At 61.7% G+C, this 7,639-nt stretch carries 10 protein-coding genes and 1 pseudogene; 9 read left to right on the forward strand and 2 right to left on the reverse strand.

All coding sequences use genetic code 11. The annotated features are described in order from the left end of the window. Window positions 1-491: IS630 family transposase (locus GSQ76_RS10630; protein ID WP_158743893.1), on the forward strand; the 491-nt coding region annotated here is incomplete at its 5' end. Here the strand turns inward: GSQ76_RS10630 and GSQ76_RS31750 are convergent. Then, window positions 458-853: a replication protein RepA gene (locus tag GSQ76_RS31750; RefSeq protein WP_256366974.1), complete on the reverse strand. Its 396-nt coding sequence runs from the start codon at window positions 851-853 to the stop codon at window positions 458-460. The genes GSQ76_RS10630 and GSQ76_RS31750 overlap by 34 nt on opposite strands. 24 nt (window positions 854-877) lie before the next feature. On the opposite strand from GSQ76_RS31750, the gene GSQ76_RS31755 reads away from it, so the two are divergent. From GSQ76_RS31755 to GSQ76_RS10670, 8 genes are all read left to right on the forward strand, one after another. Further along, window positions 878-1,036: a hypothetical protein gene (locus GSQ76_RS31755; RefSeq protein WP_254070351.1), complete on the forward strand. Its 159-nt coding sequence runs from the start codon at window positions 878-880 to the stop codon at window positions 1,034-1,036. Between the two features lie 563 nt (window positions 1,037-1,599). Continuing rightward, window positions 1,600-1,842 (forward strand): type II toxin-antitoxin system CcdA family antitoxin, encoded by a 243-nt coding sequence (locus tag GSQ76_RS10640; protein ID WP_158743895.1) that lies wholly within the window; start codon window positions 1,600-1,602, stop codon window positions 1,840-1,842. Next, on the forward strand, window positions 1,843-2,163 hold the full coding sequence (locus tag GSQ76_RS10645) for a CcdB family protein (protein ID WP_158743896.1): 321 nt from the start codon (window positions 1,843-1,845) through the stop codon (window positions 2,161-2,163). Between the two features lie 103 nt (window positions 2,164-2,266). Then, window positions 2,267-3,139 (forward strand): aldo/keto reductase family oxidoreductase, encoded by an 873-nt coding sequence (locus tag GSQ76_RS10650; protein ID WP_158743897.1) that lies wholly within the window; start codon window positions 2,267-2,269, stop codon window positions 3,137-3,139. 114 nt (window positions 3,140-3,253) lie between these two features. After that, window positions 3,254-3,628 (forward strand): hypothetical protein, encoded by a 375-nt coding sequence (locus tag GSQ76_RS31065; RefSeq protein ID WP_216850992.1) that lies wholly within the window; start codon window positions 3,254-3,256, stop codon window positions 3,626-3,628. Between the two features lie 195 nt (window positions 3,629-3,823). Continuing rightward, window positions 3,824-5,068 carry an IS110 family transposase gene (locus tag GSQ76_RS10660; RefSeq protein WP_158743898.1) on the forward strand — a complete coding sequence of 415 codons (1,245 nt, stop codon included), beginning with the start codon at window positions 3,824-3,826 and terminating at the stop codon, window positions 5,066-5,068. Window positions 5,069-5,272: 204 nt separating this feature from the next. After that, window positions 5,273-6,226, forward strand: coding sequence for an ABC transporter substrate-binding protein (locus tag GSQ76_RS10665; RefSeq protein ID WP_158743899.1), 954 nt, complete (start codon window positions 5,273-5,275; stop codon window positions 6,224-6,226). 251 nt (window positions 6,227-6,477) lie between these two features. After that, on the forward strand, window positions 6,478-7,413 hold the full coding sequence (locus GSQ76_RS10670) for a glyoxylate/hydroxypyruvate reductase A (protein ID WP_158743914.1): 936 nt from the start codon (window positions 6,478-6,480) through the stop codon (window positions 7,411-7,413). Here GSQ76_RS10670 and GSQ76_RS10675 read toward each other — a convergent pair. Continuing rightward, window positions 7,407-7,639, reverse strand: a pseudogene (locus tag GSQ76_RS10675) (hypothetical protein); the annotation flags it as partial. The gene GSQ76_RS10670 and the pseudogene GSQ76_RS10675 sit on opposite strands and share 7 nt — an antisense overlap.

Below are 7,639 nucleotides of genomic sequence, written 5' to 3' on the forward strand. Positions count from 1 at the left end.
CCGGCGCCTCGACCAAAATGGCTCGGCTGCGCGGCCGGGCCCCGTGCGGGCAGCGATGCCGCACCAGCGTCCCGCATGGACACTGGCAGACGACGACCTTCGTGGGAGCACTCCGGCTCGAGGGCATGACGGCCCCCTGGGCCCTCGGCGGCCCAATGAACGCGGTGGCCTTCCTCGTCTATGTGCAACAGGTGCTGGTGCCGACGCTGCGGCCGGGCGACGTCGTCATCATGGACAACCTGCCCGCTCACAAGGGCGAGGCGGTCCGTACGGCCATCGCGGCCGCGGGCGCACGCCGGGTTCTGCTGCCGCCCTACTCGCCCGACCTCAACCCCATCGAGAACGCCTTCGCTAAGTTCAAAGCAATCCTCCGCCGCACGGCCGCACGCACCTTCGACGACCTCATCAGCGCCATCCGGGATGCTCTGCAGGCCTTCACCCCAGGCGAGTGCGCCAACTACTTCACCGCATGCGGGTATGAGCCGGAGTGAACGGAATCTGCTCTAGCACTACTTTTGCAGATTAGTTTAGCTGGTCTCGGCGAGGAGTTTCTCACAGTGCGGGCACCGCGTCGGCGGCGGCCGCGCATCAGGCCGGTTGCCTTGCCGATTTTCACGCGTAGGGTCAATCGGCACGAGCTGATCCGCTCGGCCTGATCCCGGACAGCAGCAATCGACTTTCCACCCTGGGGAATGCCCATCCGCATCAGCCAGGTCCGCAGGCTACGTCCGAGTTCGATTTCACGCGACCGGGTTCGCAAGGCTTCCGACTGCATATACAGCATGATCAGTCGCGCGCGGCTGCCGTACGGAGCGCCTATTGGTTCTGGATCACCCGACAAATGAGGGCGCATACCCGGCTCTACTATGAGCGTGACATGATCGCCCGTGATCTGCCAACCTTTATGGTCTGGCAAACGGCGGTGGGGCAGGGCGGCCTGGCACCATCCGCTATACAGGAATCCCACTCCAGCATCTTCGTTGGCAAGATAAGCCGCTGCTGCTTCAACCTCTTCACGGTTGAGGTCGGCCTGTAGTGCGCCTGACTTCCCGCGTGCTTCTATCAACTGGTGAATTGTTCCCATGGATCTAGCTTGCACAGCTTACACTCTGCTGTCTTTGGGGACTTTAGACGACGAGGCTATTAGCAGTGTTATTAGTAGGTCTTCTATTAGAGACTTCGCCCAAAGTCCTCGGGATAACTAAGTCTAAGTCATTGAAGATAAAAAAAAGCCAACCTTCGGTCAGCGCCTAAAGTCCCCATCATTACGCCCAAAGTCCCCGGCAGACATTGACCCACGGCCACAAAACAGGGCCATGGCCGTCGTCTAAAGTCCCCACCCGACTCCGGGGTGGCGTCTTCTAATGTTCCCGTCCGGCCCGCATCAGACCATCTTCACCCAATTCCGAGGCTCTAATGCGAATCGGCCTCGGATCAGGCTCGTATGTCGCCCAAAGTCCCCGCCTGACGCTGCCGCCTGTCGTCTAAAGTCCCCACCTCATCGTGCCGCCATGTTGTCGGCGGGAGACTGTCAAACCCATCACAACTTGCAGCCAGGCTATATGCGCAGCACTATGCGCATAACAGGAGTGAAGCGCCATGGGCAGCGAGCAGGTCACGGCAAAGCGTCCCACCAATATCTACATTTCAGCTGACCTCGTCAGCCGCGCGAAGGCAATCACGCCCAGCCTCAGCCAAACAGTCGAGATGCTTCTCGAAGTTTGGGTGGCAGCAGAAGAGGCCAGGCGGAATGACCATGTCGCGTGCGTCGCGCAATGGGTCGCCGCCAGCAATGCGACATTGGCCCGGGCCGGTTCGCCCGATGAGTGGAGCCAGTTCTGATTGGTTGCACAGTTTGACGTCTGCTCCAATCTTGGCCAGCGCAGGGCGGTCTACCCATACTTCGTCGTGGTACAATCCAACGAGTTTGCGGCAATGAAGCAGCGCGTGGTCGTGCCCATGACGACGATGACGGCTCTATATCCTCGCTCCTACGCTCCCCATTTCCAGATTGCGGGGATCGAAGTCGTGGCCGACCCGCTTCTGATGTTCTCCATTCCCACCGAGAAACTTGGGGAACGGGTGCTGTCCTTGGCGGAGGATGACGCGGTAGGGATCATGTCGGCGATCGACCGCGTGCTCAGTTCGGCCTACCGTAGCTAGGACGGTCGATTGTTCGCTCCCGCGAACGGCCCGTGCGGTGCTGACGCCATTATCTGCTAGCCCGGCACCGTCTACATCCCTGTTGTTGGACAGGAGACATGGCATGACCGATATCACCACGACTGGAACCTTCAAGCTGGGCGATCGAACCGTAAGGTCCATGGGCTACGGCGCCATGCAACTTGCCGGGCGTGGTGTGTTCGGGCCGCCGAAGGATCACGCCGCGGCTCTCGCCGTGCTTCGCGCAGCCGTAGCTGCCGGTGTCAACCACATCGATACCAGCGATTTCTACGGACCGCACGTCACCAACCAGCTCATACGGGAGGCGCTGCACCCATATCCTGCCGATCTTGTCATCGTCACCAAAATCGGTGCTCGGCGCGGTGCCGATGCCTCATGGAACCCGGCGTTTTCGGCCGATGAACTCACCAGCGCGGTCCATGACAATCTGCGGAACTTGGAGATCGACGCACTTGAAGTCGTCAACTTGCGCGCAATGTTCGGCACCCATGGCCCGGCGGAGGGCTCGATCGAAGCGCCGTTGACCGTGCTTGCGGGGCTACAGCAGCAGGGGCTGGTGCGCCATATCGGGCTCAGCAACGTCACGCCGACGCAACTCGCCGAGGGCCGCCGCATTGCGGAGATCGTGTGCGTGCAGAACCACTACAACCTGGCGCACCGGGACGACGATGCTTTGGTCGACGGTCTTGCAGCTGCAGGCATCGCTTATGTGCCGTTCTTCCCGCTAGGCGGCTTCACGCCGCTGCAGGAAACCGGCCTTAACGAGGTCGCGGCCCAGTTAGGTGTTACGCCAATGCAGGTGGCGCTGGCGTGGCTGCTGCGCCGGGCACCGAACATGCTGCTGATCCCCGGCACGTCCTCACTTTCGCATCTGCAGGAGAACCTTGCCGCTGCTACGCTGACCCTGCCGGATGACGCCATGGCAAGGCTGAACAAAATCGGCACGCAAGCCTAGGCGGCGTTTGCGATACGGAGCGACGAAGGTAGCCCTGCGTCGCTCGCCTTCGTGCGAATTGTCGGTGGCAAATGCAAGTGCCGGTCAAAACCCGACGACGGCGTCACGTTCCTCTTGGTGCTCGACGATGGCGCTTTCTCCGAAGATTCTACGGTCCAAATCACCGATTGGCTGGCCCATGCCCCGAAGGACGTGCTCGCGAAGAACTTCGGCGTCAGCGAAGATGCATTGGCGCAGCTACCGACGAAGGAGAAGTATATCTTCTCGGCGGTCGTGCCGGCTTCGTTCCAGCAGGACAGCATGGTCAGCAGGCCCGGTGCCGCAGAGCTTTGCGTATCGCATGACGGTTCAAGATGCGCTGCGCCTGCCCGGCGGTTCCGTGCGCATCACCAATACAAAGCTATTCCCGCATTCAAGACGGCGGACTGTAGACGGACCGCCTGTTCCACCCCCTGTACCTGTTTGACGGCGGATCACGGTGCATCATGATCCGTAACGGATCGGCTGGTTGAGAGCTGCCTTTCGCCCCCTGTGCCGTCGAGCACCTGGGGGGGACGCGCGCCTCAATCGGTCGACCGTGTTGCACACCCAGTGGGGAGTCGCGCCCTGGCCGCCATCAGCCTTGAGCGCCAGTACAGGGAACGGTGAAGCAATGCGGCGGCCCGGTAACATAGGGAGGAGGCCATGGACGTTGAACCGCTTGTCTTCGTCGGCGTAGACTGGGCGAGCACCGAACACCAAGTTTGCCTGACTGGCGCGGATGGGCCCGTCCAGCGGGCGTTCGCGCACGACGCCACCGGGATCGGCACGATGGTCGATTGGCTGTGCGCCCAAGCTGAGCAGCCCGAGCAAGTGGCTGTCGCTATCGAGACGCCACATGGGCCAATCGTCGAGGCGCTGATGGACCGCGGCATCGCCGTGTTCGCCATCAATCCCAAGCAACTCGACCGTTTTCGGGATCGCTTCTCTCCAGCCGGAGCTAAGGATGACCGCCGGAATGCTCTCGTGTTGGCCTCTTCCTTGCGCACGGACCGGCATTGCTTCCGCCGTGTGGAAGCAATGGATCCGGTTGTCGTGGAGCTTCGCGAATGGTCGCGCATGGCTGAGGAACTCAAGCAGGAACGCGTTCGCCTGACCAATCGGGTTCGACAGCAACTCTGGCGTTACTATCCGCAGATGCTCGATCTTACCGACGACGTGGGAGCCGACTGGGTGCTCGCACTTTGGGCCAAAGCTCCCACGCCTGCGGAAGGAGCCCGGCTGACCGAGAAGAAGATCGCTCGCGTGCTGACCGCACATCGTATCCGGCGCATCACCGCAGCGGATGTGGTGGCGATCCTGAAGCGTCCGGCGCTGACCGTGGCACCAGGCACAACCGATGCAGCCCAAGCTCACATCGCAACCGTGGCCGAGCGATTGAACCTGGTGAACCGTCAGATCAAAGACGTCACGCGTCGCCTCGACGTCTTGGTCGACCAACTTGCCGGCCCGGAGATCGAACCGGGGCAAGAGACCGAGCAGCGCGACGCGGCAATCCTGCGCTCCTTGCCGGGGGTGGGAAGGATTGTCCTCGCCACGCTGCTCGCAGAGGCTCACCAAGCCATCCCGGCGCGAGATTATCATGCCCTGCGAACCCTGACCGGGGCGGCGCCGGTCACAAAGCGGAGCGGCAAATCCTGTCGCGTTGAAATGCGACAGGCTTGCTCCGGTCGCCTGAGAACCGCTGTCTACCATTGGGCTCGCGTGGCTACCCAGCATGACACCCGCAGTCGCAGCCGTTACGCAGCCCTCAGAGCTCGCGGCCATTCTCATGGACGTGCCCTTAGAACCGTTGCCGATCGTCTGCTCGGCATCGCATGCGTCATGCTCACCAATCACACTGCCTTCGATCCCGCGCACGAGGCTGCTCGCGCTCCAAAAACAACTTGATCGTTGGTGGGGAGTCCCCCCCATCAGTCAAAATAGAAGCCGGTTGAAAATCCCCTGCAATTCACCTGCGGCGCGTGCATCATGCTCTGGCCAGCGTTTGAATTAGAAGAAGTATTCTTTGTGCTGGCGACCCCTTTGACAACCCGGTCAACGTAGCCGACCACGCCGATTTAAGCGCCATTGTCGCTGTCAGGAACGCCAGACATGATGTTTTCCCGTCGAACATTGCTTATCGGCGCGGCCGCTACCGCTGCTACGGTGACAGCCCTGCCGGTTTTTGCCGACGCGCCGCTTCTGCGAATTGGTGACCAAAAGGGCGGCGCTCAGCCACTGATGGAAGCTGCTCGTGTCTTGAGCGCTCTGCCGTACCGATTGGAATGGAGCCAGTTTGCCGGCGCTCCCATGCTGATGGAGGCCCTGAATGCCGGCGCCATTGATGCTGGCAGCATCGGCGACGCACCATTCGCCTCTGGCATCGCGTCGGCCATTCCAATGAAGGCTGTCTCTGTCACGAAATCCGATGGCGCTGTGACGGCGTTGGTTGTTCCCAGCAACTCCGCGGTCCGAACGATTGCTGACCTTAAAGGCCGTTCGATTGCGACCCTCAAGGGGCAAACGGGTCATTTTCTGGTGCTGGCCGCATTGCAAAAGGCTGGCCTAAAGCCCGAAGACGTCCGGTTTGTCTTTCTCTCGCCATCGGACGCGAAAGCAGCGATGGCCGCTGGCAGTGTTGATGGTTGGGCGACCTGGGGGCCTTACATCGCCCTGGCCAAGGTCCAGGATGGCGCACGTGAAATCGTCAACGGACGCGATTTAATGAGCGGGCAGAGCTACTTGGTCGCTTCGGATGATGCGATTGCCAATCGGCGCGCCCCGCTGAGCGACTTCCTTCGCCGGCTTCGTATCGCACGGGAGTGGGGTCTTCAAAACCCTGAGGCGCAGGCGCGTGTCTGGGCGCAGCAAACCGGATTTTCCTATCCGGTCGGCAAGGTCGTAGTGGACACGGCGCAGACCCGGACTGTCGCGATCGAAGATCCCATTATCGCGGCCCAGCAACGCGTCGCCGATTTTTTTCATACGGCGCACGTTCTCCCCAAGCCGCAAACCGTCGCCGGGTTCTTCGATCGCTCGTTTAACACAGCGGTGTTCGCAACCTGACCACCCAGACCTCTGCGAGCCTCAGCAACACATAAGCGACCGCGTCATGTTCGAAGGTCGATCCCTTTGCCTTGCCAGTTCGGTTTTGCTTCACCAGACTGCACTGCAAGAACCCGCAGAGTCTTGTTGCCTTGCGGATGACGGCAAGGGATCCGATTCGTGATCAAACGACCAACTCACACGATGCTCGTCGGCAGGGCGTGGGATAATCTTCTCACGGGCGTCGCCTCGCAGTGAACCAGGCAGGGGACTTGCTGCTCGTAAAATCCGGCGGGCCGGCTGTGTTCCACGAATGGGTTGATGGGTTCGCCGAAGCAAGCTCTGGGCTGGAGGTGCGCGAATGGGATGATCCCAGCGTCCGCGATGACAACGTCACCTACGTGCTGGTTGGCCAGCCGGTCGGCGATCGCATCTCGCGTTTCCCAAAGCTGAAGGCGATCTTCAGCGGCGGGGCAGGGGTCGATCATCTGACGCGAGAGCCCACGCTGCCGCCCCACCTACCGATCATCCGCATGGCCACGCACGAAAACGCGCAGACCATGGGCGAATATGTATGCCTTGCCGCGCTCGGCCTCTTGCGGGATTGGCGGCGCTTGGCTCTCGCACAGGAACGCCGGACCTGGGACCCGTTTCTGGGCACGCGCACCGCCCGCACCACGCGTGTCGGCGTGCTCGGTCTGGGCCATATCGGGCTACACGCGCTAGAGATGCTGCGTGGCCTAGGGTTTCAGGTTCATGGTTGGTCGCGCAGCCGCAAGACAATCATGGATACCACCACCTATGCTGGGGAAGGCGAATTGCAGCCATTCCTAGCGGCCAGCGACATCGCTGTCGGTCTATTGCCGCACACGCCGGCCACGAGCGGCCTAATCTGCCAGCGGACGATCGATTGGATGCCGCACGGCGCCGGTCTGGTGAATGCGGGGCGCGGTTCGCTGGTGAACATACCCGACCTAGTCGCGGCGTTGGACTGTGGCCGGCTCGGCGGCGCCGTATTGGACGTATTCGAGTCCGAGCCGCTGCCCGCCGACCATCCTGCCTGGACGCATCCGCGGATCACCGTCACATCCCACGTCGCCGGGTTTGCGACGCGCCGGACGCGCGCGGCCTATGTGGTGGAAGGCATGGCGGCCTTGGAGCGTGGCGATAGTCCGCCGCATCTGTATTTGCCCGATCGGGGCTACTGAAACAGTTGTTTGTAGATAGCAATCCACTCCGCGCTTTTGTCCTGGAATTCCGCTGGTGACATGACGCGCGCGACGTAATGGCCGGCACCCGGTTTCAACGTCGCGACTGCGGCTGGAACCGATGGACTCGCGGGAATATACCCGGCCTTGGCGTAGATCTGCTGGCCCTCGTCGGACAGGTTGAATTCCACGAACAACCGCGCGGCGTTCGGGTGCGGCGCGTCCT

This window comes from Acidisphaera sp. L21 (assembly GCF_009765685.1).
In the GTDB taxonomy this organism is placed as follows: Bacteria; Pseudomonadota; Alphaproteobacteria; order Acetobacterales; family Acetobacteraceae; genus LMUY01.